General features: G+C 41.2%; 18 protein-coding genes, 1 tRNA gene and 1 pseudogene. 13 read left to right on the top strand and 7 right to left on the bottom strand.

The genetic code is table 11. The features are described 5' to 3' along the window. The first annotated feature begins 3 nt into the window (after positions 1–3). The 4 genes from ACQVGT_RS03425 to pgmB are packed head-to-tail and all read left to right on the top strand — an operon-like array spanning position 4 to position 5,488. Positions 4–888: a DUF1189 domain-containing protein gene (locus ACQVGT_RS03425; RefSeq protein ID WP_015483738.1), complete on the top strand. Its 885-nt coding sequence runs from the start codon at positions 4–6 to the stop codon at positions 886–888. Further along, a complete protein-coding gene (gene mdxK / locus ACQVGT_RS03430) occupies positions 866–3,139 on the top strand; it encodes a maltose phosphorylase (RefSeq protein WP_015483737.1) in 2,274 nt (757 codons plus the stop codon). Before ACQVGT_RS03425 ends, mdxK begins: the two co-directional genes overlap by 23 nt. Continuing rightward, positions 3,132–4,817 (top strand): oligo-1,6-glucosidase, encoded by a 1,686-nt coding sequence (gene malL, locus ACQVGT_RS03435; protein ID WP_015483736.1) that lies wholly within the window; start codon positions 3,132–3,134, stop codon positions 4,815–4,817. The genes mdxK and malL overlap by 8 nt, the downstream gene beginning before the upstream one ends. Next, the gene (gene pgmB, locus ACQVGT_RS03440; RefSeq protein ID WP_015384722.1) at positions 4,814–5,488 is read left to right on the top strand and encodes a beta-phosphoglucomutase; all 675 of its coding nucleotides are present in this window, start codon (positions 4,814–4,816) and stop codon (positions 5,486–5,488) included. Before malL ends, pgmB begins: the two co-directional genes overlap by 4 nt. A 62-nt stretch (positions 5,489–5,550) precedes the next feature. Here pgmB and clpP read toward each other — a convergent pair whose 3' ends face one another. Then, a complete protein-coding gene (gene clpP, locus ACQVGT_RS03445; protein ID WP_003228214.1) occupies positions 5,551–6,144 on the bottom strand; it encodes an ATP-dependent Clp endopeptidase proteolytic subunit ClpP in 594 nt (197 codons plus the stop codon). 269 nt (positions 6,145–6,413) lie between these two features. Between clpP and ACQVGT_RS03450 the strand changes: the two genes are divergently transcribed. From ACQVGT_RS03450 to ACQVGT_RS03480, 7 genes are all read left to right on the top strand, one after another. Further along, positions 6,414–6,489, top strand: a tRNA-Arg gene (locus ACQVGT_RS03450). Positions 6,490–7,293: 804 nt separating this feature from the next. Continuing rightward, on the top strand, positions 7,294–7,428 hold the full coding sequence (locus ACQVGT_RS03455; protein ID WP_141770194.1) for an IS3 family transposase: 135 nt from the start codon (positions 7,294–7,296) through the stop codon (positions 7,426–7,428). A 963-nt stretch (positions 7,429–8,391) separates the two neighbouring features. After that, on the top strand, positions 8,392–8,706 hold the full coding sequence (locus ACQVGT_RS03460; RefSeq protein WP_015483734.1) for a hypothetical protein: 315 nt from the start codon (positions 8,392–8,394) through the stop codon (positions 8,704–8,706). A gap of 55 nt (positions 8,707–8,761) precedes the next feature. Next, positions 8,762–9,430 (top strand): DUF5819 family protein, encoded by a 669-nt coding sequence (locus ACQVGT_RS03465; protein WP_015384720.1) that lies wholly within the window; start codon positions 8,762–8,764, stop codon positions 9,428–9,430. A gap of 21 nt (positions 9,431–9,451) precedes the next feature. Further along, the gene (locus ACQVGT_RS03470; protein ID WP_015483733.1) at positions 9,452–10,801 is read left to right on the top strand and encodes a DCC1-like thiol-disulfide oxidoreductase family protein; all 1,350 of its coding nucleotides are present in this window, start codon (positions 9,452–9,454) and stop codon (positions 10,799–10,801) included. 4 nt (positions 10,802–10,805) lie between these two features. Next, positions 10,806–11,888, top strand: a complete 1,083-nt coding sequence (locus tag ACQVGT_RS03475; RefSeq protein ID WP_015483732.1) for a serine hydrolase — start codon at positions 10,806–10,808, stop codon at positions 11,886–11,888. 419 nt (positions 11,889–12,307) lie between these two features. Further along, on the top strand, positions 12,308–12,820 hold the full coding sequence (locus ACQVGT_RS03480) for a DUF3231 family protein (RefSeq protein ID WP_015384719.1): 513 nt from the start codon (positions 12,308–12,310) through the stop codon (positions 12,818–12,820). Positions 12,821–12,855: 35 nt separating this feature from the next. On the opposite strand, the gene ACQVGT_RS03485 is transcribed toward ACQVGT_RS03480, so the two are convergent. From ACQVGT_RS03485 to sacB, 6 genes are all read right to left on the bottom strand, one after another. Further along, positions 12,856–13,176 carry a QacE family quaternary ammonium compound efflux SMR transporter gene (locus tag ACQVGT_RS03485; protein WP_014480967.1) on the bottom strand — a complete coding sequence of 107 codons (321 nt, stop codon included), beginning with the start codon at positions 13,174–13,176 and terminating at the stop codon, positions 12,856–12,858. Next, positions 13,176–13,511 carry a QacE family quaternary ammonium compound efflux SMR transporter gene (locus ACQVGT_RS03490; RefSeq protein ID WP_015483731.1) on the bottom strand — a complete coding sequence of 112 codons (336 nt, stop codon included), beginning with the start codon at positions 13,509–13,511 and terminating at the stop codon, positions 13,176–13,178. Before ACQVGT_RS03490 ends, ACQVGT_RS03485 begins: the two co-directional genes overlap by 1 nt. Positions 13,512–13,593: 82 nt before the next feature. Next, positions 13,594–14,178 carry a TetR/AcrR family transcriptional regulator gene (locus tag ACQVGT_RS03495; protein ID WP_015384717.1) on the bottom strand — a complete coding sequence of 195 codons (585 nt, stop codon included), beginning with the start codon at positions 14,176–14,178 and terminating at the stop codon, positions 13,594–13,596. A gap of 93 nt (positions 14,179–14,271) precedes the next feature. Further along, complete coding sequence (gene aspP, locus ACQVGT_RS03500) at positions 14,272–15,834, bottom strand: aspartate/proton symporter AspP (protein ID WP_015384716.1); 1,563 nt, start codon at positions 15,832–15,834, stop codon at positions 14,272–14,274. Between the two features lie 106 nt (positions 15,835–15,940). Further along, on the bottom strand, positions 15,941–17,491 hold the full coding sequence (gene levB, locus ACQVGT_RS03505) for a 2,6-beta-fructan 6-levanbiohydrolase (RefSeq protein ID WP_015483730.1): 1,551 nt from the start codon (positions 17,489–17,491) through the stop codon (positions 15,941–15,943). A 73-nt stretch (positions 17,492–17,564) separates the two neighbouring features. After that, positions 17,565–18,986 carry a levansucrase gene (gene sacB / locus ACQVGT_RS03510; protein WP_046340268.1) on the bottom strand — a complete coding sequence of 474 codons (1,422 nt, stop codon included), beginning with the start codon at positions 18,984–18,986 and terminating at the stop codon, positions 17,565–17,567. Positions 18,987–19,643: 657 nt separating this feature from the next. Here sacB and ACQVGT_RS03515 point away from each other — a divergent pair. Both ACQVGT_RS03515 and ACQVGT_RS03520 read left to right on the top strand, forming a co-directional pair. Further along, positions 19,644–20,213, top strand: coding sequence for a C1q-like domain-containing protein (locus tag ACQVGT_RS03515; RefSeq protein ID WP_015483728.1), 570 nt, complete (start codon positions 19,644–19,646; stop codon positions 20,211–20,213). 148 nt (positions 20,214–20,361) lie between these two features. Further along, positions 20,362–21,707 (top strand): annotated as a pseudogene (locus tag ACQVGT_RS03520) (serine hydrolase). Positions 21,708–21,709 lie beyond the last annotated feature (2 nt).

A 21,709-nucleotide genomic window follows, 5' to 3' on the forward strand; every position in this document is an offset into this window, starting at 1 on the left:
TCAATGAAGAATCTGGAGAATAAAAGCTTTATCATCCGCTGCCTGAAAGCGGCTGCATCTCCATCAGGTGTTTGCCGCTACGGGAATACCTTCAGCTGGCTGCAGCTCTCTTTTCTCTTTATGTTTTTAACGGCCTGCTTAATGGCGCCGTTAACGGTTTCGTTTGTGAAAATGGATCGCTTCAGCGTTTCATCTTTCATGCCGTCAGCGATTCAAGGGGTTAATGATCAATTTGCTGATCAATTACAGGGTTTTAAAATCAGGAACGGAAAACTAAAAGGCGGGAAGAGCTCTGAGAGGATTGAAGATGGGCAGAATGTGATGGCAGTCGATATGAAGCATGAATATGAGACAAGCGGTGAGAATGGGCGATTGAAAGTAACTGGATTTGAAAACGCCATCATATTTCAACCTGATCAACTGGTGATCACCGATCAAAACGAAACGGGGTTTTCTGTTGGCTATGCGAAAATGGACGTTAAGCTCGAGAAACCAAACGTCCATGATGTAGAGGTTTTGATCGATACATTATGGTTGGCACAGTATAAGCCGATGATCATGATGCTGGCATATACGGTGGTTTCTATGATCCAGCTTTTGTTAACGTTTGTTCTTACCGGAGGCCTCTGGATCACAAAAATATCAAACATGGTCTCTATTGCATCATTCAAGGAAGCGGCCTCTATAGCGATTTGCGCATCAGCACTGCCGGCATTTGCGGCAGCTGCTATCGGCATGGTTCATTTTGATTTGATTACTGTATTGATGATCCATTCGTGTGGCGTTACTTTGATGATCTCTTTTGCATTTAGATATTTGACCAAAACCCGCCGTGATAATGGAAACTTACATTCGGGAGGAAATGATGATAAATCAGCGGTTATTTGAGATTGATGAATGGAAAATCAAAACAAATACATTTAATAAGGAGCATACACGGCTGCTGGAAAGCCTGACGTCTCTTGCCAATGGTTATATGGGGGTCAGAGGGAATTTTGAAGAAGGCTATTCAGGCGACAGTCACCAAGGCACATATATTGCAGGCGTGTGGTTCCCCGACAAAACGCGAGTAGGCTGGTGGAAAAACGGGTATCCAGAATATTTCGGAAAAGTGATCAATGCAATGAACTTTATGGGCATAGGCTTATATGTTGACGGTGAAAAAATCGATCTCCATCAAAACCCAATCGAATCATTTGAGGTAGAACTCAATATGAAAGAGGGGATTCTGCGGCGAAGCGCTGTTGTCCGCATTCAAGATAAATCCGTCAGAATCAGGTCTGAGCGGTTTCTTAGCCTTGCTGTAAAAGAACTCTGTGCGATTCATTATGAAGCGGAGTGCCTGACGGGAGATGCTGTCATTACGCTTGTTCCTTACCTGGATGGAAATGTGGCAAATGAAGATTCTAACTACCAAGAACAGTTTTGGCAGGAGGAAGCGAAAGGTGCTGATTCTCACAGCGGCCATTTAGCGACAAAAACAATCGAAAATCCATTTGGAACACCGCGCTTCACGGTTTTAGCCGCAATGGCAAACGAGACGGAGGGTTTTGTCCATGAAAGCTTTAAAACGACTGAAATGTATGTCGAGAATCGCTACAGTTATCAAACGAAGGCATCATTGAAAAAGTTTGTGATTGTCACGACTTCCCGTGATTTTCGGGAGGAAGAGCTTTTAACGAAAGCCAAAGAGCTTTTGGCGGATGTGGTTGAGAACGGCTATGAAAAAGCAAAACGGAGGCACACTGATCGATGGAAGGAAAGATGGGCAAAAGCGGACATTGAGATTAAAGGAGATGAGGAGCTACAACAAGGAATCCGCTACAATATCTTTCAGTTATTCTCGACGTATTACGGGGGCGATGCCCGTTTGAATATCGGGCCGAAAGGATTTACTGGCGAGAAATATGGAGGTGCAGCATATTGGGATACTGAGGCGTACGCCGTTCCGATGTATTTGGCGACAGCCGAGCCGGAGGTGACGAAAAACCTGCTTTTGTATCGCTATCATCAGTTGGAGGCTGCTAAACGCAACGCGGCAAAATTGGGGATGAAGGGGGCACTTTATCCGATGGTGACGTTCACCGGTGATGAATGCCACAACGAATGGGAAATCACCTTTGAAGAAATTCACCGCAATGGCGCGATCTGTTATGCGATCTACAATTATATCAATTATACAGGCGACCGTAACTATATGGAAGAATACGGGATAGACGTTCTTGTGGCAGTCAGCAGATTTTGGGCCGACCGTGTTCACTTCTCGAAACGAAAAAATAAGTATATGATCCATGGCGTCACAGGGCCGAATGAATACGAAAACAACGTTAACAACAATTGGTATACGAATGTCATTGCGGCTTGGACGTTGGAGTATACTCTACAAAGTCTCGAAAGTATCTCAGCGGAGAAACGCCGCCTTCTGGATGTGCAGGAAGTAGAATTGAAAGTCTGGAGAGAAATCATCCAGCACATGTACTATCCATTTAGTGAAGAACTGCAAATTTTCGTTCAGCATGACACGTTCTTGGACAAAGACCTGCAAGCAGTTGACGAATTAGATCCAGCGGAGCGGCCTCTTTATCAGAATTGGTCATGGGACAAGATTCTCCGCTCCAATTTTATTAAGCAGGCAGATGTTCTCCAAGGCATTTATCTTTTTAATGACCGTTTTACAATAGAAGAAAAACGGCGAAATTTTGAATTTTATGAGCCGATGACTGTTCATGAATCAAGCCTATCGCCCTCTGTCCATGCGATTCTCGCAGCCGAACTCAAGCTGGAAAAGAAAGCGCTCGAATTATATAAGCGCACAGCAAGGCTTGATCTTGATAATTACAATCATGATACGGAAGAAGGCTTGCATATTACTTCAATGACGGGTAGCTGGCTGGCAATCGTTCATGGCTTTGCAGGCATGCGCACCGCGAATGAGACGCTGTCATTTGCTCCGTTTTTGCCGAAAGAATGGGACGAATATTCATTCAACATCAATTATCGAAATCGATTAATCAATGTGACGGTTGACGAAAAGCGCGTTATTTTTGAGCTTGTAAAAGGCGAGCCGCTGCACATGAACGTTTATGAGGAACCAGTTGTCCTACAGGGACGATGTGAAAGGAGAACGCCTAATGAGTGAATGGTGGAAAGAAGCTGTCGTTTATCAAATTTACCCGCGCAGTTTTTATGATGCCAATGGAGATGGATTCGGGGATTTGCAAGGTGTGATTCAAAAGCTGGATTACATCAAAAATCTCGGGGCGGATGTCATCTGGCTCTCCCCGGTATTTGATTCCCCGCAGGATGACAACGGATATGATATCAGCGATTACAAAAACATGTATGAAAAGTTTGGGACAAATGAAGATATGTTTCAGCTGATTGATGAAGTCCATAAACGCGGAATGAAAATCGTCATGGATTTGGTCGTGAACCACACATCAGATGAGCATGCTTGGTTTGCTGAAAGCCGCAAGTCGAAGGACAATCCTTACCGGGATTATTATTTTTGGAAAGATCCTAAACCGGACGGCTCAGAGCCGAATAATTGGGGATCGATCTTTTCAGGCTCAGCGTGGACATACGATGAAGGAACAGGGCAGTATTATTTGCACTACTTTTCGAAAAAACAGCCTGATTTAAATTGGGAAAACGAAGCCGTTCGCCGGGAAGTTTATGATGTAATGAGATTCTGGATGGATAGAGGCGTTGACGGCTGGCGGATGGATGTGATCGGCTCTATTTCTAAATACACCGATTTTCCGGACTACGAAACGGATCATAGCCGCAGCTATATTGTCGGCCGTTATCACTCTAACGGCCCACGTCTTCATGAGTTTATTCAAGAGATGAACAGGGAAGTGCTTTCTCATTACGACTGCATGACAGTCGGAGAGGCAAACGGCTCTGATATTGAAGAGGCGAAAAAGTACACAGATGCAAGCAGGCAAGAGCTGAATATGATCTTTACATTTGAACATATGGATATTGATACAGAACAAAACTCGCCAAATGGGAAATGGCAGATCAAGCCGTTTGATTTGATTGCTTTAAAAAAGACGATGACAAGGTGGCAGACCGGGTTAATGAATGTCGGCTGGAATACCCTTTATTTTGAGAACCATGATCAGCCGAGGGTTATTTCCCGCTGGGGCAATGACAGGAAACTGCGTAAGGAATGTGCGAAGGCATTTGCAACGGTTTTGCACGGCATGAAAGGAACGCCGTTTATTTACCAGGGAGAAGAAATCGGCATGGTCAACAGCGATATGCCGCTGGAGATGTATGATGATCTTGAAATAAAGAATGCATATCGTGAACTAGTCGTCGAAAACAAAACGATGTCAGAAAAAGAGTTTGTCAAAGCCGTGATGATAAAAGGAAGGGATCATGCGAGAACACCTATGCAGTGGGATGCCGGAAAACATGCGGGATTCACAGCCGGAGACCCATGGATACCGGTAAATTCCCGCTATCAAGATATCAATGTGAAAGAGTCCTTGGAAGATCAAGATTCGATTTTCTTTTACTATCAGAAGCTCATTCAATTACGAAAGCAATATAAGATTATGATATATGGCGATTATCAGCTGTTGCAGGAGAATGATCCGCAGGTCTTTTCTTACCTCCGAGAATATCGAGGGGAAAAGCTTCTTGTCGTTGTGAATTTATCGGAAGAAAAGGCTCTGTTCGAAGCGCCTCCAGAACTGATTCATGAGCGTTGGAAAGTGCTGATTTCAAACTATCCGCAGGAGCGGGCTGACTTAAAGAGTATTAGCCTCAAACCTTATGAAGCTGTGATGGTCATTAGTATATGAAAGCGGTCATTTTTGATTTAGACGGAGTGATAACAGATACGGCTGAATATCATTTTCTCGCTTGGAAGCACATCGCAGAACAAATCAATATCCGCTTTGACAGAGACATGAATGAAAGGCTAAAAGGAATCAGCAGAGAAGAGTCACTTGAAAGCATATTGATTTCTGGCGGTGCGGAAACAAAGTATACAAATGCGGAGAAACAAGAACTTATGCATCAGAAAAATCACGATTATCAAACGTTGATCAGCAAATTGACGCCGGAAGATCTTTTACCGGGGATTGGCAGGCTCCTATGTCAATTGAAAAACGAAAATATAAAAATCGGGTTAGCATCTTCAAGTCGCAATGCCCCCGAGATTTTAAGACGATTGGCAATTATCGATGATTTTGATGCCATTGTTGATCCGACGGCTCTTGCGAAGGGGAAGCCTGATCCTGACATCTTTTTAACAGCTGCAGCGATGCTCGATGTTTCCCCTGCTGATTGCGCGGCAATAGAAGACGCAGAAGCAGGCATTTCTGCAATCAAATCTGCGGGGATGTTTGCGGTTGGTGTCGGTCAAGGACAGCCGATGCTTGGTGCTGATTTGGTTGTGAGGCAGACGAATGATTTGACGCTTGAGCTGTTACATGAGGAATGGGAGCAGTATAGAATAAAAAGTGTTTAAGGGAGTCAATTCCTTGAAATGAAAAAAACCTGCAAGAGACGCAGCTCTTGCAGGTTGTGTTATTACTTTTTGTCTTCTGTGTGAGTCAAAATTTTGTCAATCAGGCCGTATTCAAGCGCTTCTTCAGCAGACTTGAAGTTATCACGGTCTGTGTCGCGTTCGATCACTTCAAGCGGCTGGCCAGTACGTTCAGCAAGGACTTTGTTTAATTTGTCGCGAAGCAAGAGAATGCGTTTCGCGGCAATTTCAATTTCTGTCGCCTGACCTTGCGCACCGCCAAGTGGCTGGTGAATCATGACTTCACTGTTTGGAAGCGCATAGCGTTTGCCTTTTTCGCCGGCTGCAAGCAGGAACGCGCCCATTGACGCAGCCATACCGATACAAATTGTAGAAACCTTCGGCTTAATAAACTGCATGGTATCATAGATCGCCATACCGGCTGTAATAGAGCCGCCCGGGCTGTTGATGTAAAGAGAAATTTCTTTTTCAGGGTCTTCTGCTGCTAAGAATAAAAGCTGTGACACGATGGAGTTCGCAACGTTGTCATCAATCGCAGATCCAAGCATGATGATACGATCCTTTAATAGACGAGAATAAATGTCATACGCTCTTTCCCCGCGGTTCGTTTGTTCAATGACTGTAGGTATTAAATTCATAATGCTCCTCCTTCACCTTTTAGGTAAGTATGTAGTTACATGATACATTTTTGGTCAATAAAGGTCAAACAAAAAGCTGGCTTGATATGCAAAGTCGTCTCTTTTTCCCATTTTCCCCAAAAATACAGGGGTTCAAACCATCGTATGTCAGATTGCCAATTAAGATGCTTTGTCTATTTAAAAAACGGCCTCTCGAAATAGAGGGTTGTTATTTGAATGGAATTATCGTATAATTAGTTGTGCTGACGTTCTCATAACGCAGTCATTCTGCGCTCGTAGCTCAGTTGGATAGAGCGGTGGTTTCCGGTACCACGTCTGTCGGGGGTTCGAATCCCTCCGAGCGCGTCCAATAGAACAACAGGAAAGACAAGGGTTTGGCGATTTGCCGCTCTTGTCTTTTTTGTGTGAAGTAATGAAAAACTAAGGATTCTGTTTCCTGTATATATTATAGGAGTAAGAGCTTTCTGATGTGTCAAATATCTTCAGCAGATGTTATAGAGTGCGTACAATCCTAATGCCCTTGAGTGCTTATATAATTTTCGAAATCATTTTTTATACGAAAAAGAGGTTAGAGATCTATAAAAAAGGTTTAAATAAGTTTAATATGAAAAAATAAATACTATCCCTTACAAGTTTAACAGCTCACTTTTCGGCAGTGGCTATCAACTAGTAGGGGATTTTTTATGGCGCGAAAAGGACAACATTTTTACCACTATATGAAAGAAATTAACATGAAAGCCGTCAACTTGCATGTAGAAGGAACTAAAGCGCTGTAACGCGTTATCTGAAGAATAAGGGCTTCAGAGTTCAAACCAGCTCAAAAAATTGGGTAAAAAACGCCGTGGTATTTTGAAGAGCAACGGGGAAAGAATAAAAAGTCAGACAACCTTTTTATAGGATGCCCTAAGACAACGTTTAAAAGCGTTGAGGAAGAACGAGATTATCTAAAGGTACAGGTTGAATAACTAAAAAAACGTTATCCGATTACATGGCTGGCGGTATCGCCAAGGTGTCAAGATAAGGATACTAAAAATGGTGCAAGACTCAAAGGGTTCGAATGGCAAGGTATCAGAGAGATCAGTTGATTAAAGAACACATTATGGCGAATCACCATTCGCGCCCCTTCTATGACTATCCGAATTACTGTAGCTGTTAAAGAAAGAAGGCTTTTCCGTCAACCATAAGCGTGTTGACAGGTTGATGAAAGAGATGAACATCCATCGATCATTCGAAAAAAAGGGACGTTATTCTGGAAGAAAGGCATCGATTGTTCAATCAAACTGACTGAACCGAGAATTTTAAACCAATCGACCTAACCAGCTATATGTAACCGGTATTACCTATATTGTAGTGGACAGCTCCACTCTCTGATCAAGGATCCCAATACACAACAAAAACATATCATAAGCGATTCGAAACCGTTTGTTTGAAGGGCAGTCATTCTCGTAAGGGTAACGGTCTGGATAATGTATGCATCGAATTGTTTTTCTCACACCATACTTTTCTTCATGCCAAATTGAAATAGAGCTACACAAGAACATTAAAGATTATTCAGTTATATCAACGATTCCAGAAAAATTTAAACCAGTGTGCTCCGATAGAATACCGTAACACACTGGTTGCTTAGTTTTTTTATGCTGTCTACTTGACAGGGGTAAGACTAACTAACCTATCGGGTATCTTTTTTACGATTATTTTTATTTTTCGGTGCTATGTAGGTTGGGCCACAAACAAATCCTACAACCATAATAACGACTCCTACCCACCGGACAGCATAAAAATCAGTATCACGTAGGAAGACGAATGAAAATAAGGTAATGATCGTCCCAATAATCACTGCAACTGCCCAGATATTACTTGATTTCCTCATTTAAAAGCTCCTTTATAACTTAATGTTTCAGCTGAGTATTGCGATGTAAAATATAACATACTGTGGATTAAATGGAAAATCCTAAAGGTAATGAATTGATAGCACTATTTTTAACGAATAACAACTCTATTGAATTAATATCTGAATAAAAAAGTTCTTAATACCCATTTTTTTTTTTGAACTCTATTTACAATACAAAATCTAGTCAAAAAAACTTTACTTTAGTTTAATATTAAACGAATCGTAATAGAATGAATTCGTATAAATGAGGTCATTTTCACCTATAAAATAATATTTTCACATTAATTATAATAATTTGACATATTAAACTTTTATTCCTAATATTGGATTTGAATACAAATAAAAGGAGGAGTTTTGTGAAGCTTAAAAGATTTGTTATAGCTGTTACTATTGGAACTGGAATTCTGGGGTCTGTAATGTATTCGTCGGCTTCGGCAGCAACATTAGAAACAAAAAAAGTTGAACTGGAAAATGTCTCTCAGGAAGGCAAAGATGCTAATGCAGCAGGCATTGGGAACCTAGCTCAAAAAGCCTGGGTTTATGGGACTGAAGCTGCAAAGCATTATGGAGGCAAAGCTTTGAATATGTTTTTAGACAATGGAGGGTTAGGTATAGCTAAGCCTTCAAACGAAGAGGTACAAGATATGGATGTTATTTTTGACAAAAAATAATTTATAAGGAAGGGGGATTATTATAGTCCCCCTTTTTTTAATAGAGGGGATTTTGATGAATAAAAATAAAACTTTTATTATTGGTTTGTTGTTTATTTTATTAGTTACTTTCGTTGTACATTTCTTTTTAATTTTGTCTACTGTATTACCCCCTAATCCGTTAGCTCTTGCGGTCAAACCTGTTTCTGATCGTTACACAAATACTTTATTCCAACAGAATTGGCATCTATTTGCGCCGGATCCTATTACAACTAATACAAATATATATATGAAGGTTGATACTGGAAAAGCGAGGGGAAAGAACGAGTGGATTGACATTTCTACCCCCTTAAAAGACCAAAATCACACTAAAATCGTAACCCCTTACAATCGAATTGTTAGAATTATAGATGGGCTTTCTTCTGATATTTTTGGAACTAATCAAGATGATGTCATTTTTCAATACTTAAAAAAAGCAGCTGAAAATGATAAACAGGTAAAAGCTATAACAAAAGAGATAGAGAAGAGCCAAAAGATTGGCGAGGAAAATGTGTATCGTTATGCAAGTTCGTATGCTAAATCAATTTATAATCCTAAAACAATAAAAAGAATAAGAGTAAGAATAGATACAGTGAAACCGATTCCGTTTTCTCTACGGGATAACAATGATAAAGGTGAGAAATTAGAACAAAGCACTACATTTAAATGGAAAACGTTCAATAATAAAGTGGTTCCATTTTTTTAATGAGAGTGGAGGAACAATATTATGAATAACAGTATCACTAACAGAGTTATCTCCTATTTTGCAAAAGAACGTTTTTATATTGGGGTGAGCTTGCTTCGTATTGTATTTGGTTTGCTCATTTTATATTTTTATTTAATTCATTATAATCAAAGGTATTTCTTGTTCTCCGATTATGGTATCAATACATTTCATAATGTTATGAAACCAACTACATATTCATTGTATAATGTAACTTCATCCTTAAAATACTTTGATGCGATATATCACGTTGGCATTGTGTCAGCAATTCTATTTACTCTAGGTTTTAAAGGCCGGCTCATGGGCATCTTGAATTATGTTTTGTTCTATTCATTATATGTTCGTTTCTCATATATTGGGGACGGTGGCGACAATTTAATGGCAATTACACTTTTTTATCTCTTGTTTGCAAATACTACAAAGTATTTTTCTATAGATGCAGCGTTACGAAAAAAAGTGGCTTATGTATCTGACTGTAGGAAAACTACCGCTAATATTATTCAGTACTTTGTTGTTTTGTTTTGTATAATGCAAGTTTGTATTGTATATGTTACGTCTGCTATTTATCAAATTATGGGTGAAACTTGGAATAATGGAACAGCTTTATACTATATATCACAAGTTAAAACGGTTGCGATGCCTTTTCTTCAGTCAGTAGTTAGTCAACACATCTATTTAAGCGTCGTGATTTGTTATTCTAGTGTATTATTAAAAATTGCTTTTCCTTTTCTTATTATAAACAAAAAAACAAAATGGCTTGCTGTCTTAATGGTTTGTTTACTACATTTAGGTATTGCATTTGGAATGGGTTTATATTCATTCTCTATTGTCATGATTGCGATTGAATTGGTGATTTTTACCGATAAGGAGTACAATCGCTTATTCTTTAGTTATCAGCAATTGAGACATAAGCTTAATTGGATGGTAAGGAAAAAATTAATGCGAAAATTTCAAGCTCACTGGAAAATGACTGTATACTATGATGCATGGTGCCCGTTATGTACTAAAACGAAAAAACGTATCAAGAGGGCGGACTGGCTCAATTTAATTGTTTTCGAATCCTTTCGTGATGAGACATCAACTATTAATGATGAGATAGGTATAGAAGAATTAGAAAAACGAATGCATGGAAAGACGTTGGAAAAGGGCATCGTCTCTGGTGCAGATACTTTTATCGAAATAAGCAAGCGGGTTATTCTGCTATGGGTATTGTATATGATACTCCTCTTGGCTAAGTTGTTTCATGTTAGCGATAGGATATATGATTTGATTGCCTCAAAAAGAAAAATAATTCCTTATGGGCAATGTAATCATGGGGCATGCGGCCTCAATCAGAAGCAGAGAAAGGGGTAATAGTTTGTTCCTCATTGTTTTAATACTAATAGTAGCTGTTTTTATATTCGGTTTTTTTGGCCTAGCGGCATTTTTGAAAAGAAAGGATCGAAATAGAACGGTTGAGGATTTGACACGTTTTATGTTATCTCACCCTGAGCGCTTTTCGCTGACTGTTATACAAAATGATCAAATCCTTTTAAATCATAATGGAAGTAAGATGTTTCCCTTAGCCAGTACAGTGAAAATCCTTTTTTTGCTAGCATTTGTACATGAGGCAAGAAAAAATCAGATAAGTTTCAATGATACTGTCAGTATCATTGAAATAGATAAATTTTATATTCCGAATACCGACGGAGGAGCACACGATAATTGGAAGAGCAAAGAGAATATTGGTCAAATTGTGACGATGAAAGAAGTGCTCATTGGTATGATGAGATACAGTTCAAATGCATGTACTGATTATATTTACTTAAGGATCGGTAAAGACAATATCCAAAAAATAGTTGATATATATTTACCTGATAATCACACGCCTGTTTTTTCTATAAACTCTTCGATGTTAGTCGCTCCTTATCTAAAAAAATATGAAAAGAAAAAAACGAAAGAAATCTCTGGTTATATGAAAGAGATGAAGCAAAAATATTTCATGGATATTTCAGGAGAAACTTTCGATGCCCTTGTGCATGGTAAAGCTGATTCGTTAATATCCTCACTTTCTTCTGCTAATCATATTGATATACAAAGGGAGTTCACGAAGAAACTTCCATCTTCATCTAGTGAAAACTACGCCAGATTAATGTATCGTCTGGGAACCGGGGACCTTTTAAGTGAAGTGGAAAAAGGAATATTAGATGAGATAACAGGACCGCCGAACCTTCAAGAAAACCGTATTTGGTATAAAGGAGGCTCTACCTTATTTGTTATGACGTCGGCTATTTTTAAAGAAACTGCGTCAGATTCCATCTCATTGGCCTTTTTTATTGAGGACATGACTCGTTTAGATATGTTATGGATTGATCATGTTTATCAGCCATTTCTTCAAAAGATAACTAACGACCCCTTATTTCGACAACAATTAATAGCTGATTTAAAGGGAAAATTATAATAATGTTGAATAACGGTACTTTAAAATAAAACCGTCAAATTTACAGATTTAATGTAAAGGAAAATCACAATACGCAAACATTCAATTCATTTTAATTTTGGTTAAACTTGTAAATCGATATGGGTAACATAGTAATTATAACTAATGAAAATGAAACGTTTAGAAAAGTGTATTATATATTTAAGGATAATAAATATATAATATGAAGTTCTTTAATGGTTTCCGGTACCACGTCTGTCGGGGGTTCGAATCCCTCCGAGCGCGTCCAATAGAACAACAGGAAAGACAAGGGTTTGGCGATTTGCCGCTCTTGTCTTTTTTGTTTTGTTTCATAAATCTTTCTTGCTGAAACATAAATTTTCCTCCTACCGGGCACGTTATGGAATGTATGCGATATTGAATTTGCGAGGAGGATGAACATGGGTATTTTAAGCGGAAATCCGCAGGATGAACCGATGCATTATGGTGAGGTATTCGGCTTGTGGAGTTATGTGATGGCGGGCAATAAAATGGTCGGCAATTACCAAATGCTATTGAATCATGTCGGTGATGACGACCTGAAGAAGCTGCTTCGTGAGTCTATTGAAAAATGCCAAGATGAAATCAAACAGGTCAGCACGATCCTGAAAGAAAACGGGGTGGCGCTGCCGCCGGCTTCTCCTGAACCGCCGACAGCAGATCTTAACGATATTCCGCCTGGCGCACGGTTTCTCGATCCGGATGTGGCGGCCTCCGCGGCAGCAGCAAATGCTGCAGGTCTTGTGACATGCAGCAAAATGATGGGGCAATCGATTCGTGAGGATATTGCCATGATGTTTGGGCAATTTCATATGTCGAAAGCGGCAACCGGCGCAAAATACTTAAGGCTGCTAAAAAACAAAGGCTGGCTCATCCCGCCGCCGCTTCATCTTCAAAAACATCACGAAGCTTAATGGCAAAGGCATATACAGCTGTATATGCCTTGATTTTATGAAGATGACGTAAGACGCAGGCCGATGACGCCGGCTAGGATAAGGCAAAGTGAAATCACCTGTGAAAGCTGAAACCGCTCCTTAAACCAGATGAGCCCGACCGCCGAAACGCCAATGCTGCCAATGCCGGTCCAGACGGCATAAGCGACTCCGGCAGGCAGGACGATCATCGCTTGGGACAGGCAGTAAAAGGATAAGCCGAATCCAAGCGTCATCACAATGATCGGCCATTTTTTTCTTGTCCCATCAATATATTTCATGGCAATGGCAGCTATAATTTCTTCTATGCCGGCAATCACTAATAAAAACCATGCCATTATTGTTCACCTCCCGGCTGAGATTTGCTTTCTTTCGTAAATAATTTCATTCCTAAAATGCCAGCCAACAATAAAGCTAAAAAGAACATCTGGGCTGCTGAGAAGGATTCGCCCAGAACAATTCCAGTCAGATATGTTCCGACGGTTCCTATTCCGACAAACACAGTGTACGCCGCGGCCATCGGAATTTTTCGATAAGAGCGGATCAACAGGATAAAGCTGACCGCGATTAAGATAAAAATGATGATCCAATCCAAAAGCGAATCGGCATGTTTGAGGGAAGAGGCCCAAACAACTTCTAAAAGCCCTGCAATAAAAACAAGAACCCAATTCAAATGAAACACCTCTCTATTTTTATGAATGAACGTCAGTCATTTTTAAGACATTAAAAAATGAGCGGTGTTACCCAGTCATTTTTTAAGCAGTGCCTAAGCTCCGTTTTAAGAAAGTGAAAATTTCCTTTTTATACACTTCAACATTTTCATCTTGTTCAAATCCGATATAGAATCGTTCCGCAGTATTCTCGACCAAGTTGATAATCGTTCTGGCTGTCCATTTTGAATTGATTCCTTCCGTTACCTCATGGTTTGCAATGGCCTTGTTGATGATTTTTTCAAGCCAGGAATAATAAGGTTGATAGATCGTCTCCCATTTTTCCATGGAGTGGTCGATCGCAAGCCCGGAATAACAGAGGACAATAATATCCTTATGGCGTTCTGTAATGAGAAAAGTCTCATCAATTAATATATCTAAAACGGTCCAAAAATCCTCGTCCCCATGCAGCCTACTTTTGATTTGATCAAGTGTATGGGTGAGAAGATTTTCTGCAATGGCCGGTATGAGGGCATTTTTAGATGAGAAATACAAATAGAATGTTCCTTGGGCAGTGCCGGCCTTTTTGACAATATCAGAAATAGAAGCCTTGTCGAGGCCTTTTTCAGAAATGACTTCTATGGCAGCCTGCAGAATTTTTTCATATTTGCCCGATGTTTGTTTTGGCATGAGGAACACCTCCAATAATGACTGACTCTCATTCATTTTATCGCGTGTATGTATGTTTGTAAAGAATAAAGAAGCAAGAAACCTCTTGCTTCTTTATTTATCGTAATCAATGGCGGCTTTTGGGAGCCCGGTATACTTTGCCCAGTAATAAATCGCAAGTGAGCCGATCGCGACTAAAATGAGGTCGACGGGATTGCTGATAATCCCTAAACCATGTCCGAAAGAACCGATGTAGGAAAAGATCAGCATCATAATATAAAACCCGATAAGCCACCAGGCTGATTTCAGCTGCTGAGCGAGGCTGACATCTTCTTTAGGCGTATATTTGCTGAAACAGAGATAGATCAAAAACATCACGAGCTGTGAACCGAGCAGCCAGGAGACTGTTTTCCATCCTGACCAGTACACGATAAACGCTGTAAATATAAAGGAAAGCGGCCCGATAATGCTCATTCCCTTTAAATAAAATGGCCTGTTTAAGTCCTTCGCGTTGACCCTCAGCGCAGCTGAAGAAATGGGTGCAATCGCATATGAAAGAATGAGCGCGACTGAACAGACATTGACGAGCGCGTTCCACGAAGGAAAGGGAAGTGTCCAGAAAATGGACAGGGCAAACGAAAGCCAAAGTGAAGCGCGGGGTGTCCCCGTATCTTTATTGACCTTTGAGAATATGCCAAATAATGTGCCGTTACGCGCCCAGGCGTAAACAAGGCGGGATGTCGTATTCATAAAGATATTCCCGTTTCCTCCGGGAGACAGAATGGCGTCTAAAATGACAAGCGTTGCAAGCCAGCCTAACCCGAGCATGACCGCAATATCCTTAAACGGCAATGAGAACTCCCGGCCAATTGCCGGCCAGCCATGTTTCAGTGTTTCTGTCGGGATTGCACCAATAAAGGTAACCTGCAAAACAGTATAAATGATGGTAGAAACGATGATGCAAATGATTAAAGCGATCGGGATATTGCGTTTTGGATTTTGGACTTCACCTGCTACAGATACAATCGGGTGCAGGCCGAGATACGCAAACATGACGCCGCCTGTCGAGATGGCAGCCTGAATACCTGTAAATCCAAACGGTGCAAATCCTTCAACAGATAAATTCTCCGGCTGAAAATGAAAGATCAGTACAATAATGATGGTAATCGGCACAATATATTTAAAAATCGATATGATGAAATTCGCCTTAGCGAAGGTTTTGACGCTCCAATAATTCAGCAGGAAAAACAAGCATAATAGGGCAAACTGCAAGATCCAGCCGGAAATGGTCGGTGAATCAGACCCTTTAATGGTCAGGCCGGGAAACCAATAGGCCACATACTGGCGCACAGCTGTCACTTCAATTGAAATCAAGCTTGTATAAGCGACAATCGTGACAAACGAAATTAAGTAGCCGACAAGGTGGCCATGTGAATAAACGGGGTATCGAATGATGCCTCCGGTACGGGGCAGAGCGGCTCCGAGCTCTGCATATACGAGCCCGATTAACAAAATAATGGCTCCTCCGAGGATCCAGGAAAAAGCGCCGGAGGGCCCTGCTTTTGAAGCGACATTACTGACAGCGAACAGCCACGCTGATCCAAAGATGGCTCCCATCCCAATCAAAATCAGATCAAACAGCGACATTGATTTTTGAAAATTTCCTTGTTTAGACATTCGCTTCCTCCTTTGAAACCAGCCTTATATTTCTTACAATGCCCAATATGTAACAGAGAATACCGCTCCTAATAAAAAAACAGGGCAGCCTGCGCTGCCCCTGTTTTTATTCATGAATCGAATCAAAGTGTTTCACTGTTATATTTTTGAAGGAGGCTGTGCCGCCGTCAGAAAAAAGGGTAATTCCTTTATCTTCAGGCTTTGGGAAGACTTCATTTGAAAAAACGGTTTTCCCGTCGCCTACAAATACTTCTATCGTTGTCTTATCGACGAGAATTTTTACATGTGCTTCATGTTTGCTTACATCGTAAGGTGCTTTGCTTTCGACAAAGGTATTGCTTTTGTCAGGCTGATTTGTGGCTGCTCTATTGACATATGCATAGCCGCTTTCGGCGAAAATGCCGACATCAATATGGCGTTTTTGGTCTTCTGATTCTCTGAGCCTGACGCCTGCATTTTTTAGCTCTGACCAAGAAAGATCCATATCAAGCTGGTATGTATCACCTGTCATCGACAATGTTTTTGATCCGTTCACATCCTGATCCTCTATTTCGTCAGTTGAAACAGTCAGCTGCTCCAAAGCTTCAATCGGCTGTGAGACGAGGCTGTATGTTCCATCCTGCTCCTTCAGCCGGAGTTCGCGTATGACAGAATCTGTGCCGTTAAAGCCGTTCTTCATTGTCGGAGTGTTGTTGGCATAATCCCAATTGTTCATCCAGGCAAGCGCATACCGTTTTTCTAATGGATCTGTGCTTTTGCTGTCTTCGAACGTCACACCGCCATACCAGTCGAAGCCATAGTCAAGCCATTGGGCTTCAGTCTGATCCGCTTTGAATTCTTTTCCGTCGAAGCTTCCGGTCCAGTAGGCGTACGTATTTGGTTTGCCCCACGGTTTGCCATTCGCGCTGGCGCCGAGAACCCACTTATTCGTTCCGTCGCTTGCCCGCATCATGTAGAGGTCGGGACATTCCACCATTCCCGCCTGTTCTGGGAAGAATCCGCTTGTGTAATGCCAGTCCTTAAGATTATCGGATTCATAAAAGCCGATTTTTGATCCTTCAGCCATAACCATGACCCATTTGTTATCTTGGTCATCCCATATCACTTTCGGGTCTCTGAAATCGTCTGTGCCCGGATTAGGCATAACGGGGTTGCCACTGTAGAATTTGAATGATTTTCCTTTGTCTGTGCTGTACCACAAATATTGTTCCTGTTTTTTGTCTTTGGCTGAGGGCTGTGTCACAATCGCGACAAGCGCATTTTTCCCGAAGCCGGCTGTGTTCTCTTTATCCACCACGACGGAACCGGTCCAAATGTCACCGTCCGGGTTCGTATATTTCGGAATAGCCACGCCTTCATCGGTCCAGTGCACCAAATCCTCTGAGACGGCATGGCGCCATTCTGTGCCGTTGCCTTTTGGGTAATCCCGGTTATATAGATAGAAATAATGATACTTGCCATCAAAATAGATCGGTTTTTGAGGGTCATTTTTCCATTTATCCGGCGTCGTAAAATGATATGCTGCCCGGTAGTCCGGCTTCTGTTTTGATTTTGTTTTTTGGTCATGTCCTTCTTTTGGAAATAAGTCGATAAACAGCAATATTCCTAAAAAGGTTAGGAATACGGTTAGCCATTTGCCTGCTTTTATATAGTTCATATGGGATTCACCTTTATGTTAATAAGAAATAAAAGAAAATGCCAATAGGATATCGGCATTTTCTTTTGTGTTTTTATTTGTTAACTGTTAATTGTCCTTGTTCAAGGATGCTGTCTTTGACAACAGATGTTTTCTTGCCTTTGATGTTCAGCAGGAAGCTTGGCGCAAACGTTGATTGTTTGTCTGCGTAGAATCCTCTGTTTGTCATATAGCTTGTAATCACGACATTGTTTCCTTTCGCTTGAGGTACAGCGAAGTGTGAGTAAGTAAAGGTTACATCGTTAGGATCAAGATCCATTTTTAATACAAGGCCAGTTTTGTTCAGCGGCTTGTATGGGCCAGTTAAAGAATTAGAAACATAGCCAAGCATGTAAATATCGTTAGACGTGATGCCGTCAATCGTCATTTTTGACCCGCGGGAGTCAGTGAACAGATACCATTTGCCGTTCATTTTAAAGACGTTCGCGCGTTCAATTTCATCTGTTACTGTGTTAGATGCAATCAGCGGTTTCATCACTTTTTTCAGTGTGTAGTCATCGTTTAGCTCGATCATGCCGAGGGCGCCGTTTGCTAACTCAGCCGTGCGTTTTTTATCGCTTTGCAGAAGTTTTTGACTTTCTTGACGGAAGAACGATGTGCTTTTGCCATAGTATGCTTTGTTAAATAAAGATTCTTCGCCTTGGTAGCCATCTTCAGTTCCAGTGTTTGCTTCAAATACTAAGTATTTGTGGCCTTTATCTTCTACGTAGTGAGGATCTCTCAGCGTATGGTTGTCGCCTGAGCTGTAGTTGCCTTCATCGATGAACTGCTGTACATTTTGATACGTTTTGCCGTCACCGTCAAAGATTGATTTATAATCCTCTACACCGTTGATGTTCAAAGAGCTGTCTGATGCTGATACGTTAACCTGTGCAGTTGTCAGTGTTTGTTTGCCGTAATGTTTACCGGAGAAATCAGTGTAGAATAAACGGATGTGACCGTCAGATGTGAATGTCGCTGAGCCAGACCATTCTTGTGTTTGGTCTTTCAGGATTGAATCATTTGCATCGAATTTGTCGCTGTCTTTGAAGACGCGGCCAGCGTTTTTCCAGCTGTCAATAGAAGTTTCGCCGACTTTTTGATAGAACATGTAAATCGATGTGTCATCCGCGTTTTTAGGATCTCCGGCTAATGCAAAGACGATGTGGTAGCCGTGATAGTTTGCGACAGTGCCGTCAGCGTTTTGTAATGGCCAGCTGTCCCAAACGTCCAGGCCTTTTGCAGAAGAGATATTTTTAATTGTGGACGGATCGAATTCAGGTACTTGATATTTTTCATTTTTTTGCTGTTCAGGGATTTGCAGCATATCATGGCGTGTAATATGGGAAATGCCGTACGTTTCCTTATATGGTTTTTGGTTCGTTTCTTTCGCAAACGCTTGAGTAGCGCCTCCTGCCAGCAGTGCGGTAGTAAAGGTTAATACTGTTGCTTGTTTTGCAAACTTTTTGATGTTCATCGTTCATGTCTCCTTTTTTATGTACTGTGTTAGCGGTCTGCTTCTTCCAGCCCTCCTGTTTGAAGATGGCAAGTTAGTTACGCACAATAAAAAAAGACCTAAAATATGTAAGGGGTGGCGCCAAAGTATACACTTTGCCCTTTACACATTTTAGGTCTTGCCTGCTTTATCAGTAACAAACCCGCGCGATTTACTTTTCGACCTCATTCTATTAGACTCTCGTTTGGATTGCAACTGGTCTATTTTCCTCTTTTGTTTGATAGTAAATCATAAAAGGATTTGCGGACTACGGGCCTAAAGAACTAAAAAATCTAGCTGTTTCTTTTCATTCTCTGTATTTTTTATAGCTTCTGTTGCATGGGCATAAAGTTGCCTTTTTCATCATAATTCAGAAAATATGACAATATCTCATTTTTCTATTGATCGATTAAAAAGGATCTCTAACTGAGGTCTTTCATATAAGATTAGCTGATGCCTTGGTGAAGCATGCCTCTTGGATTAAAAAGCAGTAATTCGTTTTGGGAACATGCTGCTGTTATTTCTATTTTTGAGTACAGTCCGGGCAGATACCGTTTCAATGTCTGTAACGATCAATATAATAATGTATTAACTAGCAAAAAAAGATAGAAGCTTAAGGCTTATAAGGAGGAAAAAGTTATGCCGCCACGGCCAACTAAATGGATTATGAGGAACGATCGACCGGAACCTCTTTTATCACCAAGTGTCATGCAAGGCAGAAATGGAAATACCCCGCCAGCTCAACAAAACCAGCTCTTCGCACCAATTAAGGCAAATAGTAACCAGCCTATTTCTGCTTTCCGAGCTACCAGCAATGCGAATCTGTCAGTGGCTGCAAATGCAGCTAGCGGAGTCCTTTTTCAAAATGTGCAATTTGATTTGGCGAATGAATATAACCCCGGCACATCTACATTTTCCCCGAGAACAGCAGGCGTGTATTCTCTTAATGCATCAGTTGAATTTCAAGCGAATGCGAATGTTGGCTTCAACTTAGAAGTCGTATTTCTCGTGAATCAAGATGTGGTAGGCGGCGGAAATAACCAATTTCAAGCAGGGAATCTCCCCGCTGTCGTAGCCATTACGGAAATTCTTCAGTTAAACGCCGGAGATACGGTGACAGTTGCAATGAGGAGTACTGCCGCAGGAGTCATTCAAGCGACTACGAGAACCCATTTTGCAGCCGCTAGAGTTCCTTCTCCGACTTCATAAAAGAGGATTTTTTGATTCATGCAGATCTAATACCGCTATATTAAAGTTGATTTTTCCTATTTGAGGATTAATCGGCTTTTTTTATTGTTTTCAAAATATTTGAAACGTTAGTAGGTTAGTTACGTACAGAGATATGGGAGGTGGAGGAATGAAGCAGAATAAAAGAAAGAATCTTCAGACGTTATTTGAGACATTAGGCGAAAAACATCAGTTTAACGGGACGGTTCTGGCTGCGGAGGGTGGCGATATTTTATATCACCACTCTTTTGGCTATGCGGAAATGACGGAAAAACGCCCGTTGCAAACCAACTCTTTGTTTGAGTTAGCGTCTTTGTCAAAGCCTTTTACAGCATTGGGAATCATCTTGCTGGAGGAGAAGGGGATTCTTGGCTATGAAGATAAAGTGGATCGCTGGATGCCCGGTTTTCCGTACCAGGGTGTAACGATTCGGCATTTATTGAACCATACGTCAGGGCTTCCTGATTATATGGGATGGTTTTTTGCCAATTGGGATTCACACAAGATTGCGGTGAATCAGGAATGCTGATGAATGAGGGGCTATCTGGTTATTTTGAGCCGAATGAAGGCTGGATGTACAGCAATACGGGGTATGTGCTGCTGGCGGTTATCATTGAAAAAGCATCTGGCATGAGCTATGCGGATTTTATGAAAACAAGTATTTTTTTACCGGCCGGCATGAATGAAACAAGAGTGTATAACAGGAGGCTTTCGCCTGAGCGAATTGATCATTATGCATATGGATATGTGTATGATGTACATTCCGAAACATACGTCCTCCCTGATGATTTAGAGGAAACGGACTATGTTGTGTATCTCGATGGCATACAGGGAGACGGGACTGTGAACTCTGTCACAAGTGATTTGTTTCGATTTGATCAGGCTTTATATGAGGACGATTTAATCAGCAAGGCTTCTAAGGAATCTGCGTTTTCTCCAGTGCACCTCAACAATGGAGAAACAATTGATTATGGCTTTGGCTGGGTACTGCAAAACAGTCCTGAAAAAGGGCGGATTGTCAGCCACAGCGGAGGATGGCCCGGCTATTCGACGATGATGATCCGATATATCGATCATCGTAAAACGCTGATTTATTTGAGTAATAAGGAAGAGGATACTGAATATGAACAAGCGATTCTGAAGACGGCGGAACATATTCTATTTGGCCAGCCATATGAGGTCCCGGAACGTCCTGCTGATAAAAAGAAAAAAGCTATTGATACGGCGATATACAGCCGCTATGTTGGCAGCTACCTGTTGCAGGATGGGACGGCTGCACAGGTGACAGCCGAGAATGAACGGCTTTATTTGGAGATCACCGGACAGCTGAGACTGGAGTTATTTCCTTTCTCGGAAACACGTTTCTTTCTGCGATCATTGTCTGTTGAAGTCGAGTTTACGTTAGGTGAGGATGCTGCGAAAAGCTTTATCCTCTATGAGGATGGCTCAGAGGAAGAAGCAGTCCGTACGAATTAGAA

It is taken from the genome of Bacillus sp. SCT118 (genome assembly GCF_058566435.1).